Source organism: Porphyromonas catoniae ATCC 51270 (assembly GCF_000565015.1).
Taxonomy (GTDB): Bacteria; Bacteroidota; Bacteroidia; order Bacteroidales; family Porphyromonadaceae; genus Porphyromonas; species Porphyromonas catoniae.
In genome coordinates, this window is sequence record NZ_JDFF01000011.1 from 92,796 (window position 1) to 116,983 (window position 24,188).

17 protein-coding genes are annotated in these 24,188 nt (G+C 51.4%); 8 read left to right on the forward strand and 9 right to left on the reverse strand.

What is annotated here, in order from left to right; genetic code table 11:
• Positions 1 to 8 precede the first annotated feature (8 nt).
• From HMPREF0636_RS03020 to HMPREF0636_RS03040, 5 genes are all read right to left on the reverse strand, one after another.
• Positions 9 to 1,160 (reverse strand): ABC transporter substrate-binding protein, encoded by a 1,152-nt coding sequence (locus HMPREF0636_RS03020; RefSeq protein WP_044168405.1) that lies wholly within the window; start codon positions 1,158 to 1,160, stop codon positions 9 to 11.
• 216 nt (positions 1,161 to 1,376) lie between these two features.
• Positions 1,377 to 2,414, reverse strand: a complete 1,038-nt coding sequence (locus HMPREF0636_RS03025) for an FAD:protein FMN transferase (RefSeq protein ID WP_081748384.1) — start codon at positions 2,412 to 2,414, stop codon at positions 1,377 to 1,379.
• A 32-nt stretch (positions 2,415 to 2,446) separates the two neighbouring features.
• Positions 2,447 to 3,400, reverse strand: a complete 954-nt coding sequence (locus HMPREF0636_RS03030) for a glycosyltransferase family 2 protein (RefSeq protein WP_044168407.1) — start codon at positions 3,398 to 3,400, stop codon at positions 2,447 to 2,449.
• A gap of 6 nt (positions 3,401 to 3,406) precedes the next feature.
• Positions 3,407 to 3,919 (reverse strand): DUF4199 domain-containing protein, encoded by a 513-nt coding sequence (locus tag HMPREF0636_RS03035; RefSeq protein ID WP_248616861.1) that lies wholly within the window; start codon positions 3,917 to 3,919, stop codon positions 3,407 to 3,409.
• A 287-nt stretch (positions 3,920 to 4,206) separates the two neighbouring features.
• Positions 4,207 to 6,777 (reverse strand): TonB-dependent receptor, encoded by a 2,571-nt coding sequence (locus HMPREF0636_RS03040; RefSeq protein WP_044168409.1) that lies wholly within the window; start codon positions 6,775 to 6,777, stop codon positions 4,207 to 4,209.
• 963 nt (positions 6,778 to 7,740) lie between these two features.
• Between HMPREF0636_RS03040 and HMPREF0636_RS03045 the strand changes: the two genes are divergently transcribed.
• Complete coding sequence (locus tag HMPREF0636_RS03045) at positions 7,741 to 9,987, forward strand: nitric-oxide reductase large subunit (RefSeq protein ID WP_044168410.1); 2,247 nt, start codon at positions 7,741 to 7,743, stop codon at positions 9,985 to 9,987.
• A 103-nt stretch (positions 9,988 to 10,090) separates the two neighbouring features.
• Here HMPREF0636_RS03045 and HMPREF0636_RS03050 read toward each other — a convergent pair whose 3' ends face one another.
• The 4 genes from HMPREF0636_RS03050 to HMPREF0636_RS03065 form a co-directional block, all read right to left on the reverse strand.
• A complete protein-coding gene (locus tag HMPREF0636_RS03050) occupies positions 10,091 to 12,511 on the reverse strand; it encodes a TonB-dependent receptor (RefSeq protein ID WP_081748386.1) in 2,421 nt (806 codons plus the stop codon).
• A 493-nt stretch (positions 12,512 to 13,004) separates the two neighbouring features.
• Complete coding sequence (locus HMPREF0636_RS03055; RefSeq protein WP_044168414.1) at positions 13,005 to 13,631, reverse strand: ribonuclease H1 domain-containing protein; 627 nt, start codon at positions 13,629 to 13,631, stop codon at positions 13,005 to 13,007.
• Positions 13,632 to 13,633: 2 nt separating this feature from the next.
• A complete protein-coding gene (locus tag HMPREF0636_RS03060) occupies positions 13,634 to 14,332 on the reverse strand; it encodes an SIR2 family NAD-dependent protein deacylase (RefSeq protein WP_044168541.1) in 699 nt (232 codons plus the stop codon).
• A 14-nt stretch (positions 14,333 to 14,346) separates the two neighbouring features.
• Positions 14,347 to 16,524, reverse strand: a complete 2,178-nt coding sequence (locus tag HMPREF0636_RS03065; RefSeq protein ID WP_044168416.1) for a S46 family peptidase — start codon at positions 16,522 to 16,524, stop codon at positions 14,347 to 14,349.
• 142 nt (positions 16,525 to 16,666) lie between these two features.
• Between HMPREF0636_RS03065 and HMPREF0636_RS03070 the strand changes: the two genes are divergently transcribed.
• The 7 genes from HMPREF0636_RS03070 (at position 16,667) to HMPREF0636_RS03100 (ending at position 24,167) form a co-directional block, all read left to right on the forward strand.
• On the forward strand, positions 16,667 to 17,260 hold the full coding sequence (locus HMPREF0636_RS03070) for a hypothetical protein (RefSeq protein WP_044168417.1): 594 nt from the start codon (positions 16,667 to 16,669) through the stop codon (positions 17,258 to 17,260).
• Entirely contained in the window at positions 17,247 to 18,395 is a 1,149-nt protein-coding gene (locus tag HMPREF0636_RS03075; protein ID WP_052328720.1) for a phosphoethanolamine transferase, read from the forward strand. Before HMPREF0636_RS03070 ends, HMPREF0636_RS03075 begins: the two co-directional genes overlap by 14 nt.
• A 328-nt stretch (positions 18,396 to 18,723) precedes the next feature.
• Positions 18,724 to 19,182 carry a tRNA (adenosine(37)-N6)-threonylcarbamoyltransferase complex ATPase subunit type 1 TsaE gene (gene tsaE, locus HMPREF0636_RS03080; RefSeq protein ID WP_044168419.1) on the forward strand — a complete coding sequence of 153 codons (459 nt, stop codon included), beginning with the start codon at positions 18,724 to 18,726 and terminating at the stop codon, positions 19,180 to 19,182.
• Positions 19,175 to 19,759, forward strand: a complete 585-nt coding sequence (locus tag HMPREF0636_RS03085; RefSeq protein ID WP_044168421.1) for a thymidine kinase — start codon at positions 19,175 to 19,177, stop codon at positions 19,757 to 19,759. Before tsaE ends, HMPREF0636_RS03085 begins: the two co-directional genes overlap by 8 nt.
• A 24-nt stretch (positions 19,760 to 19,783) precedes the next feature.
• Positions 19,784 to 20,629 (forward strand): 5'-nucleotidase, lipoprotein e(P4) family, encoded by an 846-nt coding sequence (locus HMPREF0636_RS03090; RefSeq protein WP_052328721.1) that lies wholly within the window; start codon positions 19,784 to 19,786, stop codon positions 20,627 to 20,629.
• A 42-nt stretch (positions 20,630 to 20,671) separates the two neighbouring features.
• The gene (locus HMPREF0636_RS03095) at positions 20,672 to 22,006 is read left to right on the forward strand and encodes an L-cysteine desulfidase family protein (RefSeq protein WP_044168422.1); all 1,335 of its coding nucleotides are present in this window, start codon (positions 20,672 to 20,674) and stop codon (positions 22,004 to 22,006) included.
• Positions 22,007 to 22,124: 118 nt separating this feature from the next.
• Positions 22,125 to 24,167, forward strand: a complete 2,043-nt coding sequence (locus HMPREF0636_RS03100) for an Ig-like domain-containing domain (protein ID WP_248616862.1) — start codon at positions 22,125 to 22,127, stop codon at positions 24,165 to 24,167.
• Positions 24,168 to 24,188 lie beyond the last annotated feature (21 nt).

Sequence of the window (24,188 nt, forward strand, 5' to 3'; positions counted from 1 at the left end):
GAGGGTAATTACTTCAGCTTCACAAAGTAAGTCGGCTCATACTCTGGCAGTAGCTGAGGACGAGTAGCCTTGATTAAATCCTTGAGGATCAAGTCGGGGTGGTAGGGTGCTCCTTCCCAAAAGTCCGAGCTACCATAGTTATTCCGTTTCCGATCTACCCATACATTCCCAGCCTTGGCAGCTTCAAAATGTTGGTAGCGTTCGTTGAGAGAAAGGAACTCACGGAGCGTCGTCAGCCGCTGCGGAGTAACGCAGATCCATATGCCTGCATTGCGGTGATGACTGAAGACATACTCAAAGCTAACCGCCTCACTGGCACCCCCACGAGGGGCGAACTCATAGCGAAGCTTGGCATCCCTAAGCATTGAGGCCACGTATGAGCCTTCACTGGGGATATACCACACGCCTTGATAGTCGATCCCATAGAGAATTGGGAGCGTATCCTGCACGGAGGCTACGAGGTTACATGCCTCCTGATAGCGAGCCTCAATGGAACGAAAGACTGAGTCTGCCTGTACATTCCGACCGAAGAGCAGTCCAATCACTTTCAACCATTCAGCACGGGCAAGTAGACTCTCTTCCTGCCAGTTGTTTATGGTAATCGTGCTGATACCTGCTGCTATAAGTTCTTGGTCTTTATCCGTGCTTTCACTGAAACTTTGCAGGAGTACGTCTGGATGGGTAGCGAGGATCTGTTCGGTATTTCGCCCCATTCCCTGACCAATATTTGCGATGAGACCTTGCTCAACCTTTAGGTGCAGTAGGCTATCGTTGATATTGGAAGGTTCGCTACATGCCACCAGCACATCCCGTAGACCTAGTATGGGCAGTACCCCAACGTCTGTGGTAGAGAGACTGCCTAGGGTGCGGGCAGGGATAGGGATAAGCTGCGCCGTCGTCTCGAGGGAGGGACGCTTGCCACGTGGATAGAGGATGTATCGCCCAAGCGTATCACCTGTCACGGGACCTAGGATGAAGAGTTCCTTGTAACCCTCGTGATTGACGACCTGCATCCCCTTAGCATGTGTTAGGGTAACAGGATAGGCAAAATCAAGGGAGTCTACAGCGAGGCTATCCTGCAGCCCAGCCTGTCCTTTCCCCTTATTTGTACAACTAAAAATGAGGGCAAGGGCAAAGAGAGACAAAAGAATCTTTTTCATAATAACGGGGTAATTGGTTTCAGAGGAAAAGGGCTATACATGCAGGACGAGCGAAGGAAAATGCTATGTAACTAGTGAGGTGAAGGCTGGAGAGGAAGGAGAACGGACTCTGAAGAGACTAGAGGGCTAAGGCAGGAGAGATGCAAGGGCAAGGTTCAGCGAGGTTAAAGTGTAAAGGCCTCAGACGAAGGGGTGGGAGCAAGGCTACCCCTATCCCTATTCAGCTAGGACAAGACGCTGGAAACCAGGAGACATGATCGTACGAAAACGATCTGCACCATCCCCCAGTATCAGCATATATTCTACCCCAGGGAAGCGAGCGATGAAGGCGGGGACATCCTTTGAGGACAACGTCATGCAAGCCGTAGCAAGTCCATCGGCAAGCATACATGAGGGGGCAAGGATTGTTGCACTCAGTACATCCGTCTGAATGGGATAACCTGTACGGGGATCAATCGTGTGGGCATACTTTTTCCCGTTGATCACTCGGTAGTTGCGGTAGTTGCCCGATGTCGCTAGTCCCCCAGGTGTAGTAGGGAGCTGAAGTCGTAGTTCAAACTCACTGATCCTACCCGACACATCATCTATAGGCTTATCGATGCCTATGACCCAACCTTCACCCGAGGGGTTCGTTCCCCTAAAGGCAATTTCCCCCCCTAGCTCCACAAGGTAACTGGTAGCACCCTTGCCAAGGAGTACCCGACCAACGAGATCCGAACAATAGCCCTTCGAAATAGAGGAAAAGTCTATTTTCATCCTTGGGTCAGCCTTGATCAATTCATTTCCCTCAAGGTGAACTAGCTGATAACCTACGAAGGGGAGGATACTATCGATTACCTGTGGACTGATGCTATCTTTCTGCTCAAAGCCAAACCCCCATAGGTTGATAAGTGGGGCACATGTCACATCATAGCTCCCCTCACTTTTGCGGGAAATCTCCATTGCCTGCACAAAGACCTCTCGAAGCATGCTATCGGTATGTGTAGACTCATTTCTATTGATAGCCGTAATGAGGCTTGCGCTATCAAAGGGATTGAGGGAGCGACTAAATGTATGGAAGGTTGAGTCCACTGCTCCACTGTAGTCCTCGGGGAGGTCATACTGGACGGAGAAGTAGGTATGAAAGACCTCTCCTGAGAGCTTCGTGTACTCGGCCTTTGAGGATTCTTTGGCACACGAGGAGAGAAGAAGTGTTCCCACGAAGGCGAGGCAGAGCAAGCCACCTCTCTGGCAAAAGCGATAGACGGAAAACATCAGTCGAATAGTCGGTTTATAGGGAGAAATCACTAGAGCTCCTCCTCGATCTTATAGTCATTTCGATCCTGAGACTGGCGAGCGAAAAGCTCAGCAAGGAAGCCCGTGAGGAAGAGCTGAGTCCCGATCACCATCGCCGTAAGAGCGATGAAGAAATACGGGCGATCAGTGACCAGAGGGGCAGGTGTCCCCGAGGTAATATGTACCAGCTTCGAGATCAGGACAACAGCTAAAGCAATGAAGCCAACGAGGAACATCAAGCTCCCACCCAAACCGAAAAAGTGCATTGGCTTTCGCCCAAAGGTAGAGGTAAACCATAGCGTAATCAGGTCAAGGTAACCATTGACAAAGCGACTGAGGCCAAACTTACTCGTCCCATACTTACGCGCCTGATGCTGTACCACCTTTTCCCCAATACGGGAGAATCCTGCTACCTTCGCCATGTAGGGGATATAGCGGTGCATATCGTTGTAGATCTCGATATTCTTGACCACCTCCGAGCGATAAGCCTTCAGTCCACAATTGAAGTCATGTAGGTTGGGGATGCCCGAGAGCTTACGAGCCGTTGCATTAAACAGCTTCGAGGGGAGGTTCTTGCTCAGTATTGGATCATAGCGCTTCTGCTTCCAGCCACTCACTAGGTCATATCCCTCCTCACGTACCATACGATAGAGCTCGGGGATCTCATCAGGACTATCCTGAAGATCTGCGTCCATCGTGATAACGACATCCCCTCGTGTACGAGCAAACCCACACTGCAAGCCTGGCGACTTACCGTAGTTACGTCTGAACTTCACGCCCCGCACATTTGGGTTACGTTGCCTCAGTGCCTGGATGACGTCCCACGAGTTGTCCGTGCTACCATCATTGATAAATATAATCTCGTAGCTAAAGCCATTTGCCTGCATGACACGGCTAATCCAAGCCTCTAGCTCAGGTAGAGACTCAGCTTCATTATAGAGTGGGATTACAACGGATATATCCATAGTCTTCTAGTTCCTTTTCAGTATGAGCCCCGTAATCGTCCCCCATATAGCTCCAAGGAAGATCGTGAAGCAATAATCCGTCCAGAGCCACTGCAAGAGGCTGATTCCTCGTATCGATTCAATCATTTGCTCTACCTCGGCAGGACTTCCTATACCCTTCATAGACCGCATCTGAGTCAGCATCGGCTCTAGAAGCATAGGAGCAACGTCACGAAAGTAGAAGTACTGGGGGATCAAGGCCACTATTGCCCCAAAGACATGGAGCAAGACTACGAAGCTAAAGCTCAACATGAAAGGGTAAGGTCCCGTAGGGTGATTCTGGTCTCGATAAGCTCGCGCTGCTCGGAAAGCTACAATGGGAATATACACAAGTAGCGCCAAGTACAACAGGAAAAAGAGCGGAGAGATGTATACCCCCAAAAGGCGCATCCCTGAGAGAGCAGCCAGAGCCACACCAAAGGAAGTACCTAGGCGGAGCGTAGTGCGGAGCAGTGGTGATGACGGAGTAGGTGTTGTCATTATTCTACTTAATGAGTTACAAAGGTACTATTATTACCTGACTGAAACGAGCAAGTTTCCCCCTCTCAAATTCTTTCCTTTCAGAAAGCAAAGGCAATCTAATCCCCGCAAACAAAAGCCTCTCAGCATCTCGCTGGAGGTATCCCCGTAACCCCTCATGAGGTATCCCCGATACCTTCTCTTAGTTTCCCTCGATACCTCTAGGGAGTTTCCCCCGATACCTCTGCGCCCCTACCTCTACACAAGCGGTAGAGGTAGGGGCGCAAGTGATACAAATGAGACAAAGGCTACAGATCGAGGGTGGCGGAGAGGTAGAGGCGACGGGGCTGGTTCGGCCCATAGACATAGGCCGAGGCTCGTCCTGGTCCCATATCGGTGTCACGCTGGAAGGCGTTCAGGAAGTTCTGCACCCCCGCCTCTAACGTCAGCTTCACGAGCGAAGTGAGCTCAAAGGCGTAGCTTGCCCGAAGGTCAAGGTCTACAAATGGCTTCGCATTGTAGAGATAGGCGTGCCCGTCGGCTACCCCACGGTAACGAGTGCCGTCCTGCTCAAACTCAAAGTGGCCATCGGGGCGGATCTTACCAGCAGGTACCCCGAGCTTGTCGAAGCCATCATAGGGCTCATGTGGTACCTTCATCCCACCTGTATAGGTACCCGAGAGGGTAAGGCTTAGGGCACGTGTGGGGTGAATTGTCCCTGTGAGGTAGCCGTAGACATTGGGGGTACGTTCGTAGTCCTTGGTGGCTATACGCTTCTGACCGGTATTCGCATCCTCGCCGAAGAGTTCCTTTTCTTCTCCATAGAGGCTACGCTGGAGCGTGAGTCCACCCTGCAGGTCAAAGAGGCGGCGGTAGGCTAGCTTTCCCTCGAGATTGACCCCGTATACCTTGCTAGGGGCGCCCTTCATGTTCTGGATTGTGATCACGTGCTTCCCAGTGGAGGGATTGAGGACACCATCCTCACTGTCAGGGGTAAACTTATTCTTAATGAAGGTAGCAAAGCCCTCGCCCATGACATTGAGTTGCCAGCCACCGAAGGCGGTATACCAGTCTGCAGATAGGCTTAGGCTGCGTGAACGCTCTTCCTTGAGATCCTTCCCTAGGACACGTTCCTTGGGTTCACCACCTGCCAGCTGTACGTGCATCTCTTCGTCGAAGAATTGTGGAGCACGGAAGCCCTCGCTGTACGAGAGACGTAGGCTAAGATCCTTCGTTGGAGAGAAGCGTACATTGGCACGAGGGCTTAGGATAAGCAGGGGATCGATGCTTAGCTTACCCCCCTGCAGTAGGCGCACATAGTCCAGACGACCACCGAGGAGGACGCTCCAGCGGTCGTTCGTGTACTCGATCTGATCGTACTGGGAGAATGTCCAGGTGACTTGGTCGATAGCTTGTGAGCGGTAGCCGCTCTTGTCACGAAGGGTTGCATAGGTACCCTCTGCCCCAGCTGTGAGAGTAAAGGAGCGAGGGAAGTGGTGGATGTAGTTACCACCCACTTGGGCATCTAGCCCCTTGGTCTCGCCATAGGAGGTGAGGGCCTTTAGGGCTTCGTCGTATGCCTCTTGATACTTGCGTGCTTGCTCCTTCTCGAGGGGAGTGCCATTGGCGTTTCCTCGGGGAAGGGTCTTCAGTGGATCTAGCAAGTCTCCGGCATAGTCCCCGCCACCATAGTAGCTCTTACGCAGTACCTGCTGGGCAGATGCGTAGAGGCTAAACTGATCTTTACCCGAAGCCGTAGCCTGATCAAACCGCAGACTTCCTCCATCGACGAAGTGCTGGAGGTACTCCGATATACGGGCTTGGAAGGGAGCCTCACTGAGGCGATCTCCCCCACGGCGATACTCGTGCATGGAGCGATATTCCGCTGTGAGCTTGCTGTACATACCCGTCTTATAATAGGAGCGGAAGCCAAGGGCTCTATTCTTCAGCTCGGGTATATCGGTGAAGCTATCTCCGTCGATGTCTACCATCCCCCTGCGGGAGTGCTGACCGAAGACCATCGCTGCAGCCCGACGATCCTCTGTGACAAGAGCGCCGTTGAAGCTCGTGGTAGGCATCAGCGAAGTATAGCGGTAATCCGCACCCTCGTAGCTGGTGTAGCTGTGGCGCAGGCTAGCGGAGTTCCTCAGTGGTTCACGTGTGATCACGTTGATGACCCCTCCGACAGCATTTGCGCCGAAGAGTGCCGAGCCCCCTCCTCGGATTACCTCCACACGTTCGATCATAGACGAAGGGATCTGCTCCAGACCATATACTCCTGCCAGCGCACTGAATACAGGGCGACTGTCGATGAGGATCTGCGAATAGGCACCTTCGAGTCCGTTGATACGTACTTGGTTGAACCCACAGTTCTGACAGTTATCCTCTATTCTAAGTCCAGGCTGGAAGCGCAGGCCTTGGCTCAGGTTATCGGAGTGAGTTTTCTGGAAGATCTCCTGAGAAAGTACCGTAACAAGACTCGGAGCACTCCTACGCATAGTCTCGTGTCTATTGGCAGAGATGACCACACCGTCTAGGTCGATAGCCTGCTGACGTAGATAGAAGTCATGGTGGCGACTATGTCCCGCTTGTATCGCCACTCCACTTGACTCCAAGGCATAGCCGAGGAGGCGTGCCTCCAGGATGTACGTCCCAGGACGCAGGTTAGGCAGAATAAAGGCACCGTTAGCATCTGTGGTCGTACCTACGGTGGTCCCCTTGATAATGATTTGGACGTAAGGAAGGGCCTCGTGTGTCGAAGCGTCTACGACGGTGCCCACGATACTTCCTGTCGTCTCTGAGTGCTGAGCGAACGCACCTATCCCTACATATATAAGTAGGCAAAGCGCAAGAGTTGCTCGGAAAAGAATACTCTTCATGACATGATGTATTAAATGAATGAACGCTGAGGAGCCAAGGGCCTCGTCCCCAAGGTGCAGTCCACACCCATAGCTGGCTTGTAGCACAGATATAGGGAGGGATGTATGCGAAGATCGGAAGGTGAAAAGTCAGAACCTCTCTGGCAAGGTAAGGCTCTCTTTGGCTCTACTAAGCACAAAGATAAGGAAAGACTACCCTAACTCTGTCTTCCAAGGCTAAAATACCTACTTGAGGGGAAGGGCAACACGATCTTTACCAATCCTCTAATACCACCTTTTCTCGACCTTCAATGCTTCCGCCACTGAACTACTAAAACTTCCTTTATTGAGCCTCTAATAGCTCCGTTACCAGACTCCCAACCCTCTCTCTTCTAGACCAGCAAGACTTCCTTCACTAGATGAGAGACACAGCCATCCTTCACCTATCTCTGTATCCTTCTTCACCATATACCTTACCCTACCTCACACCTATTACTACCTGAAACATCTGCTTTTTGTAGCCCCCTCCATCCACTCTCTCCCTACCACTAGCTTAGCTTTTTCCTATATCCCCCTCAATCACCTATCATAGGTGACAACATCCACCTATCATAGATGAAGACCGCCACCTATGATAGGTGATTGAGAAGGTTTCCCCGATAACTCTATGAAGGAAGCAGGATGAATATGGCTGGTGCAACTAGCACAATTCGAAAGATTTTCCCCTCCTCACAGAGCGAGACTGCCGAGCTAGCCTAGACTACTCCAGACCTGCCTCTTACCAGAACTAGAGCAAAGACACCTCCGAGAGGACTCCCTCCAAACAAGATGGACGTATCGAGACGCCCTCCCCTAAGCAAAGAGGACAACACGGAGGGTGGATAAATAGAAAATGCTTTATATTTGCAGTGGTTTCTATTTACTTAAAACAAGTATAGATAAACAATTGTAAATATTGATACATAATCATTATTCCTATCACTCATGACACCAAAGAAACTATGGTATGCCCTAGCGACAGTCATTCTATTGTCGTTTGGGGTGCTTGGCTTCTTCGGAGTGGAAATCTTCCGCACCATGCCCCCCTTCCCCAAGCAGGTGGTGACAACGGAGGGAGAGGTACTCTTCGAGGGTCAAGACATCAAGGATGGTCAGAACGTCTGGCAATCCATCGGTGGACAGACTGTAGGTAGCATCTGGGGGCATGGAGCTTACATCGCTCCAGACTGGAACGCTGACTACCTCCACCGAGAGTCTGTAATCATGCTTCGTAAGCTCGCCGAACAAGACGGGCTAGACTACTCCACCCTCCCCGAGGAAGAGAAGGCAAAGTATCAGGTACTCCTACGCCAAGAGCTGCGTAAGAACACCTATGACCCCACCACGGGTATCATCACCTACTCTCCTCTACGCGCTGAGGCAGCTCGGGAAGTGGGAGAGCACTACGCCAAGCTATTCCTCGGCGATGATGCTCCTGAGTATGTGAAGCTCCGCTCCGACTATGCCCTGCGAGGCAAGAGCCTAGAAGACCCAGCAAAGATGGCCAAGATGAACGCCTTCTTTGCTTGGACCTCTTGGGTCTGCGTTGCTAGCCGTCCAGGCAGTGATGTCAGCTACACCAACAACTGGCCTCACGACCCTGTCATCGGTAACGTTGCCCCAACGTCCCTTCATCTCTGGTCAGGCTTCAGCGTACTCATGCTACTGACAGCCGTGGGTATCCTCGTCTACTACTATGCACAAAGTAAGGAGGACGAAGAGGGTCCCCTGCCTACAGAAGACCCCCTACGTGGCATGAAGCCTACCGCCTCTATGCGTGCTACAATCAAGTACATCTGGATTGTATCGGCACTGATGCTCGTACAGATGGTGCTGGGGGCAATCACGGCACACTATGGGGTAGAGGGAGATGCTCTCTTCAGCCTGCCTATACAGGACTTCCTACCACAGGCTGTCTCTCGTAGCTGGCACGTCCAGCTGGCTATCCTCTGGATCGCTACCTCTTGGCTTGCCACGGGTCTGTATATAGCACCTGCCGTATCAGGTACAGAACCGAAGTATCAAGCCCTCGGGGTGAATGTCCTCTTCGGTGCCCTCATCTTTGTCGTTGTAGGCTCCTTAGTCGGACAGTGGATGGGTGTGATGCAGAAGCTCGGACTCATCGAGAACTTCTGGCTCGGTCACCAAGGCTATGAGTACGTAGAGCTCGGTCGCATATGGCAGATCCTCCTCTTGGTAGGTCTCGTGCTCTGGCTCTTCTTGATGATCCGTGCTCTGATACCGGCCCTCAAGCGCAAGGATGAGAACCGTCATCTACTGACCCTCTTCATCATCGCTTCGCTAGCCATTGCATTCTTCTACGCTGCAGGTCTAATGTATGGTCGCCAGACACACATGGCCATCGCCGAGTACTGGCGCTGGTGGGTAGTGCACCTCTGGGTAGAAGGGTTCTTCGAGGTATTCGCTACGGTTGTTGCTGCCTTCCTCTTCTGCCGTCTGGGGCTACTACGTATAAAGTCTGCCACAACGTCAGTACTCTTCTCTACCATCATCTTCCTAGCAGGTGGTATCCTAGGTACCTTCCACCACCTCTACTTCAGTGCTACACCTACTGGCGTATTGGCTCTTGGAGCTACGTTTAGCGCACTAGAGATTGTCCCACTCGTACTAATCGGGATGGAAGCCTACCACAACTATAAGCTCTCGAAGGCAACGAAGTGGATTGAGGACTACAAATGGCCTATATACTGCTTCATTGCTATGTGTTTCTGGAACTTCCTAGGTGCAGGTATCTTTGGCTTTGCGATCAACCCACCGATTGCCCTCTACTATCTGCAGGGTCTCAACACAACGGCAGTGCATGGTCACGCCGCACTCTTTGGGGTGTATGGTATCCTAGGTATTGGGCTGATGCTCTTCTGCCTACGTGGTCTCTATCCCGACTACAAGTGGAATGACAAGCTGATTGGTACGGCCTTCTGGATGATCAACATCGGTCTGTTCCTCATGGTAACCATCAGTGTCCTACCTATCGGTATCCTACAGGCTCACGAATCAATCACTAACGCCTATTGGTCAGCACGCTCGGCAGAGTTCCTCCAGCAGGACTTCATGCAGGTGATCCGCTGGATGCGTATGCCAGGTGACCTACTGCTCGGGACGGGTGAGCTACTGCTCGTAATCTTCATCTTCGGGCTACACTTCGGGTGGTCTCGCAAGGCTAAGCGATAGCCTCCTCCCCACGACTTAAAAGGACAAGGGCTGCACTCCATGATGGAGTGCAGCCCTTGTCCTTTATGCCTTCTCGGGGAATACCCCAAGGCTGTACGAGGGATTACATACGGGAGCGTACGTCATCAGCATTACCATGGGCTTGCTTACCTCGTATCGGGGCACCGAAGCTATAAGTAATGCCTAGATTAAGTATGTTAGGAGTGGTATAGTTCCTAGCCACAATCGTATTTCCTCCCGTAGTCGTGGTAGCAGTGAACTCCTTAATGAATAGGTTGTACACGCCAGCCGATAGTTTGAGTTTCCCCTGAAGGAGTGCATAGGCTAGCCCTGCAGAGGCACGGAAGGACTGGCCTATCTTGAAGCCTCCATCAATCCGAGGTGTACCATACTCTGCATTAACATTTGCCGTCAATGTCTTAGCATGATTGAGGAAGATTGTTGCATTAATGCCTGCTGTATAGCTCAGCATTTCGTTATCCCAACCCTTACCCTCATCATTGCGTACCTTACTCTTGGTGTACTGCACACTCTGGTTAAGATAGGCTTGCAGGAAGGAGAGGGCAGTGAAGTAATAGTTATTGGACAGCCCCCACGCATACTCCGTCTCGTTGTTACCAAATAGGTACTGGGCTTGGTTTGTCACAGCATCCAGCTCGATGAATTGGGTGATTCCATCCCAACGGTACTTACCGAAGGCGGAGAAGTTCAGCTTGCCTCCGAGGGTATAGCCTAGGGTGAGTGTCCCCTGCTTGGAGGCACGCAGATCCTCCCTACCCTTCATGATGGTATATTGGTTCTCATACCTAGGGAATGGGGAGAGCTGGAAAAAGCCTGGGCGCTCTAGTCGTACCGTGCCATCGAGGCTGAAGGCATGACGCTCATTCGGAGTGAAGCCAAGGTAGAGTGTGGGGAAGACATTAAGGTAATCCTTGAGGTTCAGACGTCCCTGTCCGTCCTGAGTGCCTGCATTATGCGTGTACTCGAGGCGTATACCTGCTCGGCTTGTCCACTTAGCTGATAGGGGGAGCGAAGCATCAGCATAGAGGGCATAGATGTGTTCGTCGAAGGAGACATCTTCCTTACGACCATTCAGCAGGGGTTCCGTGTGACGCTTGTAGTGGAGACCATTCTCAGTATGCGACCAAGTCCCTTTTATCCCAAAGCTCGTCTGTGCTTTACCTATCGGGAGGGTGAAGTCAATATTCGTCAGGAAGGAATTGGCACGCTTCGTCCCATGTGAGGAATAGACGAAGTCTGAACCAGGGATAACAGCCTTCTGTGGCGTGAAACTCTCTGCCTGAAAGTCATCATCCGTCTTGGAGTTAGAGAAGACATAGTCAAAGTCCCAGCTGATCTTCCTACCAGGATGAGCGGGGAAGGTCTTCTCTAGGTGGAGGTTTGTTGCTAGATAGCCATCGTCGGACTCCTCTGTATCCGTCCCGAGGGCGTACTTCTTTAGGGTCTTCGCTGGGAGGTCATAGTCTCGGGTATCATTGTCACGAATGACCTTCCCTCCATCGGGAGAGTAGGAGCAGGAGAGCCCCATGCTGAAGTCCGGACGGAAGTCATAGTCAAAGGTTGCCCTGAGGTTAAGCCCCCTATTCTTAATGACCATATCTGTTGCACTCTCCGAGTATAGCTGGGTCGAGGGATAGGTCTTCTCTGTGGCGAAGCCCCCAGCATATACCCATCTGTTATAGCCTGCCGTAAGGGATGCTGTGGTCTTGCCCTGCTTATAGTTGAGGTTACCTGACACATTCCCACCCGACTTCCCCTTGATCAGTCGGTAGCCTGTAGATAAGCTTCCGCCGAAGAAGTCATTTTTAGGTTTCTTCAAGACGATATTAAGGATACCTGCATTCCCCTCTGCCTCATACTTGGCGGGAGGTGTAGTGATGACCTCCACCTGCCCAAGGTCTCGACTGGTGTAGGAGCGGAGGAGGTTCACCAGTGCCTTCCCTGAGAGGCGCACCCGCTTGTCATTGATCAGGACGATGACGTTCCCCTTACCAATGACGGAGATGCCATCATCAGATACGTTGAGACCAGGTGTTTGCTTGAGGACGTCGAGGGCACTCTGCGCTCCGAGGCTAAGCTGCTCAGCGTCGAAAACCAGACGGTCAGCCTTTCGAGCGATAATCGGTCGCTTAGCCGAGACGGTGACTGCCTGGAGCTGAACGCTCTCCTCACTGAGGCTAATCGCAGGGAGGGTCAACTCACTCTTGCCCGAGGGGATGGTGAGTCGCTCGGTATAGGGTTTATAACCCAGCCCCTTAACCTGGAGGATATAGTCCCCCGAGGGTATTGTCAGGTGGAATGCTCCCGTAGCATCGCTCACCGCCCCACTGACGAGGGAGCTATCGGCAGGAGCGAGCAGGAGTATATTAGCGAAGTCTACAGGGGCTTTGCTTGCTGACGCAAGGACTTTCCCTTGGACAGCGACCTCTGCCCTCTGGGCAAAGGCTATTGTGCTGGTTGAGATAAGCAACAGCACGAGTGTGTACATGTAAATCCGTTGCATTGTTTACCGGGTGTTTCTAGTGACTAATACACTGCAAAGGTAGATATTCTTTTTTAATCACCAAATCTTTTCATCGAGAGTCAAAATCCTCTCCCCTCAGTGTATGATATCCCCTCCTCCTAGAGAGCATGTTAGCTCTCTACTTATAGTGGCAGACACATCGTCTATCGAACCCACGTATGCGTTCCGTAGAGACCCTTGCATGGGTTTGAGATGAAGTCCTTGCATGGGTCGAATAAGGAACCCTTGCAAGGATTTCCCCTGACGAATAGAGAGGCTACGAAGCGGAGGAAACGAAAGGCATAAGGAGGGAGTGAGGATGAGCCTCATCGGAAGCAGACAGAGGGAACTCGGATACTACCCAAAAGGGTAAGCAGAAAAGACAAACGTGGTAAGTGAGCATTGTCCTCCTTACCACGTTTGTCTAGGTCGTATTTATGCTTATGCTGGCGTTCTCGTTGCCTTTCCTTCACACAGCTCTATTGTTCCCCAGCTACTTCCTACCATAGTCGGCAGGGATCTCTCCCCAGCTGACCGTGTCCCACTTATAGACGGGTGTGGTGTAGGGGTGTGTCTGTAGCCATCGCTCTGCACGCTGGATTAGGTCAAAGAGAGGCTCAGACTTCGGGGTGCGCTCCAGTAAGGTCTTGCACCGCTTCTTGCGTACCCACGTCAGTGCAATCTGACTATCCGAGTAGATGACAAGCCCCGAGAGCTGGCGTTGCTCGATGAGGGCGAGTGCATGGACGATGGCTAGGAACTCTCCGATGTTATTCGTACCCATCTCAAACGGCCCCATTTCAAAGAGTGTTGTTCGTGAGGGTAGATAGACGCCTCGGTATTCCATCACCCCAGGGTTACCCGAGCATGCAGCATCAACAACGATAGCCTCTGGTATCGGTGTGGTCGTCTTGCTCTGCATCTCCTTAGGGACCTTATGACGGCGCTCGAAGCCATACGCACCATCTTCGTAGGCCATCCGAGCCTCACGCTCGGAGTCAAAGGCCTTAAACTTCGCATTCGGATAGCCCGTAGTCTGTGCCTGACATTCGCTCCAGGTCTCGTAGACCCCTGGCTCATGCCCTGCCCAGACAACATACCATTTCTTTCGCTTGCTCATCCCTATTCTTCGGCTTGGCAGAGACGATGGCAGAGCTCCCGAACTCCCTCGGAGGCTCCCTTCTGGATCTGTATCAGGTCGGGACGATAGGTGCTGTGCACGGGCTTAGGATCAATTAAGAAGACTGGGCAGTCTCTCCTCGTATAACCAAGGAGGGCCGCAGCGGGATAGACCTCCAGGGATGTACCAATGACAACGAAGAGATCTGCCCCTTCGGTTGCTTCGATAGCGGGTATCATATTCGGCACCTCTTCACCAAACCATACGATGAAGGGGCGTAGCTGGCTCCCGTCAGGAGCCATATCACCCACGTGCAGCGCAGAGGTATCTGGAGTAACGGGGTAAGTGGTGTAGGGGTCGCGTACTGACCGATTCTTCATCAGCTCCCCATGTAGGTGTATAACCTCCCTGCTACCTGCACGCTCGTGCAGGTCATCCACATTTTGGGTAATAATCGTCACCCGATACCTATCCTCTAGGGAAGCCAAGAGACGATGTCCCTCATTAGGCTGGGCACCCTCGAACTCCCGTCGACGCTCGGCATAGAAGTCAAGCACTCGCTGGGGATTGCTTGCCCACCCTTCTACCGAAGCCACCTCTTGTGGTGAATATCCTGCCCAGAGACCATCACTGTCTCTAAACGTCGAGAGTCCACTCTCGGCACTCATACCTGCCCCCGTCAACACGACGAGGTGTAGCATAGATGACTCTTGCATTACATGGGATCTGTGACCAGCGATAGCTCATCAATCAGACGCTTCGCCCCACCAACCTCATCGATGATGAGGAGTATATAGCGAATGTCGCAGATGATGCTACGCTGATAGTCGGGAAGGTACTTGATATCACCCGCAACCCCCTCCCAGTTGCGATCAAAGTTGATACCGATGAGGTGGCCATACTTATTAAAGACTGGGCTACCGGAGTTACCACCGGTCGTATGGGTAGTGGCACAGAAGTTCACAGGCATCTCATAGCTACCATCAGCCTGCTTCACCGTCCAGCGGCTACCATGACCATAGCTCTGGTTCTGGTAGATCTGCTTGAGACGGTCTGGGACAACGAACTCCCATGAGCTGGGGTTCTCCTTCTCCATTATTCCCCTCAGCGTAGTTGGTACTTTGTACTCAACAGCATCCGAAGGACTATACCCCCTGACCTCCCCATAGGTGAAGCGAAGGGTGCTATTAGCGTCCGGCCAAAGACTGCTCAAGCCCTCACCAACCGAAGCTCCACCACCAGCGAGGCTAATGCCAGCGAGGTAATCTCGGCGAGCCTTATCAATCTTCGTATCAAAGGGACGAAGAGCTTCTCTTAGCTCCTTCATACGACCTCGCACGGAGGAGGCAAACACAGCAACAGGATCTTCACCCAAGGCCTTCTTTTGCTCCTCTTGCGAGAGCTTCATAAAACGAGCATAGCCCTGCTCACTCGTGAAGTATGACTGGGCGAAGAGCGCATCCACATACGCCTCTACACTGCCATACTTATTGAGTCCTTGCCGCAGAGCTTCAGGCCACTGCTTCGCCTGCTGTATATACTCAGTGAGGACAGCCTTAGCAATCTTGGCATCTACCACAGGAGAATAGTCCTCATTGCAATAGCTATGGAATGCCTTCTCTAGGTCTGTAGGCTTTAGGTCAAGCCCAGGGGCTCGTGTCAGCTCAATGGCTTGGAAGATCCCTTCGTCAAGGAGCCAATACTCCCGACGCATCGCTGCACGCTCCTTGATTGCTCCATCTATATCAGTGATGGACTGTGCATATCGTACACGAGCCTTACTACCCGTCCGACCTTCAGTCGCCCAGCCCTTGACACGCTCCATCGTCTCCTGAGAGAAGGTCATGAAGCCGGAGCGTGATATACCCCAGTTCGCCCCCATGGCTCTCTTATGTCCATTCTGCGAACGGGCATACTTAGCGGCATACATAATGTTAATCTTGGGATCAGCGAGCATCTCTCGAAGCATCACCTCCTGACGTATGCCTCGCATACGGATACGGATTTGGTTATCGATGTCCCTCCATTCTCGGATCTCATCTGGCAGGGCAAAGTGATTTGTCCTACCGGGGAAGCCCATGATCATCGCAAACGAGCCCTTCTCTACACCCGAGGTAGAGATATTGAACCAACGCTTAGGGTGAAGGGGGACATTATCCTTAGAGTAGGCAGCTGGATTGCCATTAGCATCTGCGTAGATACGGAAGATAGAGAAGTCCCCCGTATGACGTGGATACCTCCAGTTATCCGTATCAGCACCAAACTTCCCAATGGAACTAGGCGGTGCACCCACGAAGCGTATATCCGAATAGACCTTCTTTATAAAGAGTAGGTACTTGTTCCCATTATAGAATGGCTTAATCTCCAACTCTGTCCCCGGATGAGAGCGAAGGTATGCCTCTCCGTACTTCTTTTGTGCAAGTCCCTCCAAGTAGCTGGGCGAAAGGAACTCCATCCCATTACCCTTCTTGATCTTCTTCAGCTCACTCTGTACGTAGCTTGTCACATCCTCAATGCGATCAATGAACGTAACCACGACTCCCTTGGCTGGTAACTCATCGGCAAAGCTCTTTGCCCAATACCCATCCTGCAGGTAGTTATGCTCTACACTACTCAGCCGCTGTATCGCATCGTAGCCACAGTGATGGTTCGTCAGCACCAACCCTTGAAACGAAATTACCTCGCCCGTACAGCCACCGTCGAAGCTAACGACGGCATCCTTGAGCGAGGTGCCATTGGGGTTATAGATATCGTATTCCTTGAGTTGGAGTCCTCGTTTCACGAGGGTTGGGTATTGTCCAGCTAGTTGCTCCATGAGCCACATACCTTCGTCAGCTCGGGCTGTTACCCATAAACTCACGGCTGCTAACACAGCAAAGATCGTCTTGCGCATATACAAGTAGTTTTGTTTGATGATGATACAAAGATAGAGAAAAGGAAGTGAGGGTGGACTGACAAGAGAAGGACAGTGTACAACGCTTTCAGTGTATCTTTGTACTTGATATTAAGAGAATAAAAATCCCTCACGAGCATATATGGTTAATCATTCCCCCTCACTCTGGCGTAGTTATGCCACTAGGCTATACGGCTTACGACTCATCTTTTGGCTCCTTTTGGCCATCCAGCTTTATCCTGTCGCCTACTATTATATTAATATCTGGAGGCTCCCATACATTAGTGAATTCGTCTATCAGGGAATAAGCATCCTCAGCTGGTCCTCGATCCCTGTACTCCTCATAGCTCTGATCCCTTGGCTTAAAGTACGCCAAGCTCTGGTGACCTTCACTCTGATTGTCTATGGCTTCCTGATGCTTTTCGAAGGCTTCTTAGTCTATTCATATAGCTCAGTCTACACCGATAGTATCGCCTTAAATATACTCGCTACCAATCCCAACGAAGCATCCTCATTCCTCGAGAACTTAAATTATAAAGCCCTCCTCTTACCACTCTTCATCCTCATCCTCCTACTTAGCCTTTACCTCTTAGGTAGAAGAAATCTAACGTCTGAAGGGAAACGCTGGCAAATACGCCTCTTCTGTGCCGTTGTACTCTCACCGCTTCCTCTCTCTCCTCGTTGTATATCCTGCACAGCGAGCAACAAGGAGTTTCCTCTATATGGCTCCCGCTGAGCGTATATACCAAGGGACGACAGACTGTCTACGTGATGCACGGGATCTAGCTGCCTATGCCGAGCAGATTAAGCACATTGATCTCGGGAAGATAGAGCATAGTGAGGATTTAGATAGTGCCACAATTGTCATCATCATCGGCGAATCAATGCGCCGAGACTACATGCACTGCTATGGCTATCCACTACCCAATACACCCAAGCAAGATTCTCTGGTCGCTACGGGAGATCTCATCCTCTTCTCTGATGTTGTTTCCTCTGCCTCTTGGACTGTAGGCTCCGTATCACAGAGCATGAGTTTCTATACTAGGGAGGATGAACCGACAGAGTGGTATAAGTTCCCTACCCTACCATTTGTACTTTCGAAGGCGGGATACTACACCTATTGGTTAAGCAATCAGGAGCGTCAGGGAGCTGGGCTACAGCCACTGGCTACACTGGCAATGACAGCAGATAGCACCCGCTTTGCAAAAGATCGAACAGTAGGGAACTGGGACTCAGCAGAGGATCTTGATCTCATTCCTCTCCTTGGGTCACAATCAATGATCCCTCAGGAGAGTAAGGTCAAAGCACTAGTACAGGTCGTTCATCTCATGGGCTCACATTCTCCCTATTCCTATCGTTGTCCTAAGGCAATGGCACGCTTCCAGACCACGGACCTTCCCAAGACCCTTCCTAACGGAATGCCAACGCCCTCTGACTCCAAACGTAGTGAGATCATCCGAGACTATGTCAATTCGATTTACTATAATGACTTAGTTGTATCTAAAATCATCGAACACTTTGCTTCTAAGCCTGCTATCATTCTCCATTTTTCTGACCATGGCCAAGCAATCTTCGAGAATCCTCAACGCCCAGACTACTGTGAACACGAGGTCTCTCAACCTGGCGTTTCAATTCCGCTCATGGTCTACTTCTCACCCGTAATGCGCCAGAGTCATCCAGAACTATACGCTAGGGTCCTTGCGGCAAAGGACAGGAAGATCATGACAGACCTCATCGCCAACTCGGTGCTAGGCTTACTTGGCATCAAGATGAAGTACTACAATCCCCAGCTGGACTTCTTCTCACCAAGCTATAATACATCACGTCATCGCCTCATCCCAGGCTATGATGGCACCCCCATAGAATTCTAAAGTATAGTCCAAAGTGTCCCCATACGTCTCTCACTCCGATAGACTGAGAGACGCATGGGGATACTATTTTCTCTGCTTTCAAAGCCACCCTAATCTCTATTAGATAGATTAAACAACAGAGAGACCACAAATAGAGGAAAGCATCTAAACGATACTGATGGCCAGGGGTCTTTACTTGGGCACACTCAACAAGCACTCGTCGTACCATTAACATGCTTAGCTCGTAATCACGTTATTATTATAAATTTGTGACCAAGAACCTGTGTGTAGCCCAATAGCACCTCTAAATTAAGTATGGTTATGAGGCACATGCTGGAATAGAAATAGAATGGATACAGAGACCACATACCTATTGCCTAAGGCAGAGGTGGCGAAGAGCATTGCCCGTCAATTCGTTGATGAGGTGTTGCCTTGGGGGGATGTCTTCGCTTTTTACGCACCAATGGGTACGGGAAAGACAACCTTCATCAAGGCACTTTGTGAAGTACTAGGTGTTGAGGACGTAATTAATAGCCCAACATTCTCGATCATCAATGAATACAGAGCGGAGCCTTCTGGAGAGCTTATTTACCACTTCGACTGCTACCGCTTAGAGAAGCTCTCAGATGCCCTCAGCCTCGGAGCAGACGACTATCTGCAGAGTGGAGCCCTATGCTTCATTGAATGGCCTGAGGTAATAGAGGATATTCTACCTGAAGGCACCATACGCATCACCCTCGAGGAGCTCGAGGATGGGCAGCGTAAGCTGGTAGCTCGGTATAGAAAAGAGGCAGAGAATCATGAATAATCTCTTTGAAACAGGGCGTGCCCACCAACGAGGAAGTATAGAAGTGGTCTGCGGGTCAATGTTCAGCGGGAAGACGGAGGAGCTTATTCGCCGTCTACGTAGAGCGAAGATAGCAGGACTACGCGTGGAGATATTCAAGCCTAGCATTGACACCAGATACGATGACGTGCAGGTGGTCTCACACGACCACAATACAATCCTCTCAACACCTGTTGACAACTCCTCAAACATCCTATTGCTGGCCTCTGAGGTAGACGTCATCGGTATTGATGAAGCACAGTTCTTTGACGAACGGTTACCCGAGGTGGTAGAGGCTCTAGCAGACCAAGGAATACGAGTGATTATTGCTGGGCTTGACCTTGACTTCAAGCGTAAGCCTTTCGGTCCAATGGCAACACTTTGTGCGATTGCCGATTCGGTGGATAAGATTCATGCTATCTGTGTAGAGTGCGGTAGCTGGGCCAACTATTCCTACCGCCTAGTATCAGGCGAGCAACAGGTAATGCTGGGTGAAGCCGCAGAATATAGCCCTCTATGCCGCACTTGTTACCTAAAGCACACACATCCTAACGACTAAGTGTCTAAACCTCTTCTTACGATAATGAACCCATTTAAGACCCTCTTGCTCTTATCGTCCCTTCTACTTGGGCTCACCATCCCGAGCTGTATCGTTGTTCAATCCAATAAGACACAGACCATACAGCAAGGCTCACACAAGCTCATGAGTCCCACACTCGGAGGGAAGCTCTTTACCTCAGCATGGATGCAGCGCTCTGCGGAGTACAAAGCACTGTGCCAACAGGCCTACAACATAGCTACTGAACGCCTACTCGCTGCGACATCCAACCCTCGCAATAAAGGTAAACGCTGGGCAATCGTAACAGATATCGATGAGACCATTGTAGACAATAGTGCTAACTCCGTACATCAAGCACTCAAGGGTGAAGACTACAGCCAATCCTCTTGGGATCACTGGTGTGACCTCGGTGAGGCAAAGGCACTCTCCGGGGCAGTAGCATTCTTCCGCTTGGCTGACTCGCTTGGCGTCTCCATCTACTACATATCCAACCGCGACGAAGTAAATAAACCAGGCACAAAACGAAACCTCATCGCACTGGGCTTCCCGCAGGTGGACGAAGAGCACTTCATGTTCCGAGACGCTTCACGGCAGTCAGATAAGACAAAGCGACGTAACGAGGTACTCCGTACCCATGAGATCTTGATGCTCCTCGGCGACAACCTAGGAGATTTTGACCACTTCTTCGACGTGCGTGATGAGGCAAAGCGTGACGAAGGTGTAAAGCTCTTCGCCGAAGAGTTTGGACGTCGTTTTATCATCTTGCCCAACCCCAACTATGGGACATGGGAACCTGCGATGAATGGAGGATATCCCTCGCTTAACGATAAGGATCAGAAGCTCCGTACAATACTTCGCTCACATAAGTAGCCTGTTCCCCCGAACGCCCACCATCCCCAAAGACCTACTCCCATGCTCACAACACGACAACTAGAGCAAATCGATCGACTCATCAGACGTGAAGTCGTCCCAGCCACAGGCTGTACCGAACCAGCTGCTGTCGCTCTCACCGTAGCCTATGCTGCAGCCATCCTACCTCGGAAGGCTCAAGCTATTGAGGTTCTACTCAGCCCTAACATGCTAAAGAATGCTATGGGGGTTGGCATCCCTGGCACAGGCATGTTTGGCATCCCCATTGCTATTGCTCTTGGAGTGGTCTTGGCGACGCCCGAGAAGCAGCTGGAGCTACTTGACACTTTCTCTGAAGAGGAGCTGAATAAGGCTAAGCAACTCGTTGCAGAGGATAAGATTTCCGTCCAGCTGAAGGAGGGAGAGCATGTGAATAAACTGTATGTGGAGGTACTGATAACAGACGAGCAGGGGCATATAGCACGCTCAGTGCTGGAGAAGACCCACACTGGACTAATTACACTGACCCTAGATGGCACCTCTCACCTAGAGCAATATGAGATCGGGCCAAGCCCTTGTGGTTGTGACGAAAAGATGGAAGGGAACGGAGAGACGGAGGAAGACATCGCCCTGACCTTTGACCTCGTCTACGAATATGCCCTTACTGCACCTCTCGAGAGCCTCCACTTCATCTACGAGGCAGCACTACAGAATAAGCGTGCCAGCGAATTCTCGCTCTCGCATAGCTATGGTCACGCACTGGGGAAGATGCTCCAGAGTGATCTCGGGCTACAATTCTTTGGTGACACACCTCTGACCCAAATGCTATCTTCGACGAGCCTTGCCTGCGATGCACGTATGGATGGAGCACCGGTTACCGTGATGAGTAACTCGGGTAGCGGTAACCAAGGAATCTCCTCCATGCTCCCCGTCTTAACCTTCGCTCAGCGCAGAGGACAAGATGAAGAAACCACGACGAGAGCCATTATGCTTAGTAGCCTCCTCGTAGTGTATATCAAGCAACAACTTGGCCGCCTCTCCTGCCTATGTGGCATGGTGGTCTCAGGGATTGGTACTGCATGTGCGCTCGTCTACCTCCTTGGTGGCACAAAGGAGCAATCAATTGGAGCAGTCAAGAATATGATTGGTAACGTCTCTGGTATGATCTGCGATGGGGCTAAACCCAGCTGTAGCCTTAAAGCTTCGACAGGAGTTAGCTCAGCATTAATCTCTGCTCTCCTAGCTATGGAGGGGCATGTAGTCACAGCTAACGAAGGCATCGTGGATGAGGATATAGATTGCTGTATCCGTAACCTCGCTGACCTCGGTCGTGATGGTATGGCTGAGACTGATCTGAAAGTCCTGAAGATCATGACCAGCAAGGGCAAGCACAGCTAGCTATCTTGGGGACTTGTGAAAGCCCCTCTGTGCTTGCGTTCTCCCTGAATAAAGTTTTTAATTGATGACTAATAGGACGCTTCTTTTTGCGCGCTTATTCTTAATCGGCTCCCTCGCTATGTGGGGCTGTGCCAACCAAGGCTCTCCCGAGGGAGGTCCCTATGATACAGAGCCACCGAGGCTCGTGAGTGCCTCTCCACAGATGAAGGCGACCGAGGTAAAAGACCGACGCTTCGTCCTGCACTTTGATGAATATATCAAGCTCAGCTCCGAGCAGGATAAGATTATTGTTTCCCCCCCACAGCTTCAGCCTGCTCGCATTACCGCTAATGGGAAGAGTGTGACTATCCACCTAGAGGATACGCTCAAAAAGGATGTGACCTATGGCTTCTACTTCGGTGATGCCATCTCTGACAATAACGAGGACAATCCCTTAGAGGACTTTGGCTACCTAGTCTCTACGGGCAAGCATATTGACTCGATGCAGCTCTCGGGGCAAGTTGTGGATGCCTTGACCTATGAGCCTGTGGCAGATTTGCTCGTCGGGGCACACTATGCCTCCTCGCTGACAGATAGTACCCTCTCTCGGGAGCTCTTCCCATTCGTCTCAAAGACCAACAAAATGGGGCATTTCACCATGCGAGGTCTCCCCGATACGACTTACCAAGTCTTTGCGACGAAGGATAATGACCGAAACTACAAGTACAACGAGAAGAGTGAAGGGATAGCTTTCAATCGAACCAACTACCGCACGTCACTCCGTGACAGCATGCGTACCGATACCATTCGTATCGACTCCATTGTGCGGCGTGACACACTCCATCGGGATTCACTTGTCACCTATCCCCATACTTATTATTTCCCCAATGATATAGCACTGCGCTACTCGGTACCGACACAGGTACGAGAGGGGGTAGAGCGTCATAGCCGACCCGATAGCCTAATCTGTCGTATTGAGTTCTTGGCTGAGCCCAAGCGAATACCACATCTTCGCTCGCTGGATCGTCCCATGAAGGCGGACAGCACAATCTACTGGGCGACGGCCAAAGGGCGTGTCGTAGACTATTGGCTCAGAGATAAAGAATTGATAGCTCAAGACTCCGTGCGCTTCATCCTCACCTACCCGAAGACCGATTCCCTTATGGCCGTACATGAGGTAACGGATACCCTTACCTTCTTGCGACCAAAAGTCCGAACAGAGCGAAAGGCCAAGAAGGGGGAAGTAGAGAAATCGCCTCTGCACCTTGCCTTCTCAGCTGCGAAGGGCATCCAAGCTGAGACCCCTAAGGATAGTCTTGTCCTCACGGCGTCTCGTCCGCTCGCCCCCTTCCGTCAAGAGGTAATCCACCTAGAGGCAACCACCGACTCTGTTTACAAGCCTCTCTCCTTCACCCTCCGCCAGGATAGTCTCGACCGATTACGCTATGAAGTACTCTTCGCCCGTGCCTATGGAGGGAAATACCGGATACGAATAGACTCTGCAGCCCTACAGGATCTCTATGGAGCGCCCTCCGATTCTGTTGCCTTTGCCCAGTCGGTACAGGAGGAGAAAGAGCTGGGGCATCTCGTCGTCACACTCCAAGGGGTGAAGGAGCATGCCCTCGTACAGCTCCTCGACAAGAGTGACGCTGTGCTATCGGCCCAGCTCGCCCATGTTGTCTCCTCACCTACCCCACAGAGAGCTACCGACTCCCTCTCCACTGCGTCGGAGACTACTGACCCTATGCTAGAGACCCTCCTCAAGCAACAGAGGGGGAACGCTCAGACTGCATCAAAGCTCCCCGACACCACACGCCTCGCTCCTCCCGATACTGAACGCCCCGACACCCTTCTCAAGGTCCCCGTAGAGCAGTGTCAGGTTTCGTTCCGCGATCTAAAACCCGGCGACTACTATCTACGTCTCATCATTGACACAGATGAGAGTGGGGACTTTACCCCTGGTGACTATCCCAAGCAAGACCCCGAGGAGGTTTACTATTGTCCTGCGACCTTTGCCATCAAAAAGGGGTTCACGACCGAGGAGCGCTGGGACATCCATGCGGTATCCCCCTTCTCGGCTAAACCCGAAGCTCTGCGCAAAACCAAGCCAGAGGAGGGGAAGAAGAAGCGAGAGGACAAGAATATTGAGTACTACAAACGCTGGGGTAAAAAGAAAAAATAGGTCCTCGGCCCACTACGGCTC